Source organism: Candidatus Hydrogenedentota bacterium (genome assembly GCA_012523015.1).
In the GTDB taxonomy this organism is placed as follows: Bacteria; Hydrogenedentota; Hydrogenedentia; order Hydrogenedentales; family CAITNO01; genus JAAYBJ01.
In genome coordinates, this window is sequence record JAAYJI010000356.1 from 1 (window position 1) to 2,026 (window position 2,026).

The 2,026-nt window shown below is 46.1% G+C and carries 1 protein-coding gene; it reads right to left on the bottom strand.

Annotated elements, in window-relative coordinates:
- A partial coding sequence (locus tag GX117_15385; protein ID NLO34711.1) for a hypothetical protein occupies nt 1-1,567 on the bottom strand: 1,567 nt, incomplete at its 3' end.
- Nucleotides 1,568-2,026 lie beyond the last annotated feature (459 nt).

A 2,026-nucleotide genomic window follows, 5' to 3' on the forward strand; every position in this document is an offset into this window, starting at 1 on the left:
AACAAAGTTGCGTCACAAGAGCGTCAGCGTCGGCTGCATGTTTACGCATGCTCAGGGTAGCCTTTTTCAGGTATACTGCAAGGTCATTAAAAGTCTTACCGGCCCATTCCGCCGGTACAGAACCACCGAAAAGCTCAGGCGGCAACAGTTCACTGCCATGATCCACCTCCATTTCATCGGCAACTTCGTCTACGGCATCAGCGACTTTATCCACCAATGCCGCAATATCTCGACTACAGATATCTTCTTCATTCAAGAAATCAGCGACATCGCCGACTAAGGATTGAGCAGTTCCGAAGTTCAATTCCCAAGTATCTTGGAGTGCCTGCGCATCTACGAAGGGCAGGGATTCACATTCATTCTGGTTCAAACAGAGCAGTTTCGCGAGAATGCTGATTTGTAAATGATCGGCGAGCCCATCCTCGTTCAAATCCCAAGCATAGTAATTGTGGAATTGGGTATAGTTGCCGGCGCTGTCCCAAACTTTGATGGCTCCGGCAATAGCGTCACCGGCGACTTCAAAGTCTTCGTAGTCCGGGCAATACTCAGCAACGACAAAATAGTTGTAAACAAAGTTTTCGACGTCGCCGCCGGCAGCATCAAGCAGTTCTGCAAGGGTTTCTCCGTCTTCACCCCAGACGGCATCCCCTAAGATTTCCGCAATTTCGACAAAATCACCGTCTTCAAAAGAAGGAATTTCGTCGATTCCCGATTCTTCCGCGATATCAGCCACTTCTTCGGCAATCCCTTCAATGCTTTCAATATCGTCAGCATCCAAAGCAAATTTGGCTTGCAAATACGCCCAATCTAAATCTTTGAGCGCAACGCCCCGCTCAAAGCGTTTGTACCACGTGTTGTTCATGGCTTTGTCGACGAGGTCAGGAGTCGCCACGCTCAGCATGGCGGCACCAACACAGGCAACTGCCTGATTGGATTCGTTAAAGGTACCTTCAATGGAGGGAAGATGACCGTGGCTTTGGTGATAGAGTGCCCCGTCGCCGGCTTTAAATAAGAATTCGGCAAGATTAGAATAGGTCAGCCCCGCCCAAGTAAGCGGTACGCTGCCATTTTTAAACGCGTCGTTTTCAATGACTTCCGCTAAAGCGGCTGCGTTCACAGGCGCTTCCATCTGATCGCTAATACTGATTGCCAAGGGCGCAGCATCTAATAAGAAATCGAGGATCTCGTCGAATTCACCTAACAGCGTTTTCACTAAAGCACGATTCCCTTCGAAATCATCCTGGATTTTTTTTACGGTCACGGGGGTGACAGGACCGAAGGTATGAACGATTTCAACCGTATCCAGACAAAGTAATTCGGTGAGCAGCGCAAATTGGGCGCTATCTAAGACGCCGTCCTTGTTATAGTCCCAATCTTCGTAGGGTATATACCAAGGAGGATATACGAGATTGAGAGTGTTGGCAATCGCCTTGCCCCCAATATCCATCAACAACTCCCCGGTATCAGGGTCTTTACATAAACAATCTCCCCAACCGTTCATTGCGGATATTACAGCCATGGCGATCACCATCGCCGTCGCTATGGGTTTTCTTGTGAAATGGGTCATCGTTTCTGTTCTCCTTCTTGTTTTTTTTGCGGGTCATGTTTCTCCTGAAAACACGCTAACAGCTCTCATTCAGTATTCCAAACAAATGCGTATAGCTTATGAATGAATAGTATTCCTCTGTGTTACCTAAAACCAGAATCATAAAATGATTCTCAGAGTGAATCGACACTATAACTTATATCTATACACACAAAAGCACTTTGGGTAGTTATTATAATCCTTCTAGTGCAATTATATCATTGATATAACTTAAAGTCAAGAAACTGAATATTTTTTTTAGACGCGAATAAACGCAAATATAGGTAAATTCCGGGTCATGAGAATGTCTTAGTTCAGCGGCAATAGGACTTTCTACGATTTTTGTTAGGTAGTCCGCATAAGGCGGTCTCACCGTTTTTTTTGCGTTTTTTTAGGCATCGTCGGCTTTCGATCCGATGTGTATGGGGGGATGAGGAGTAA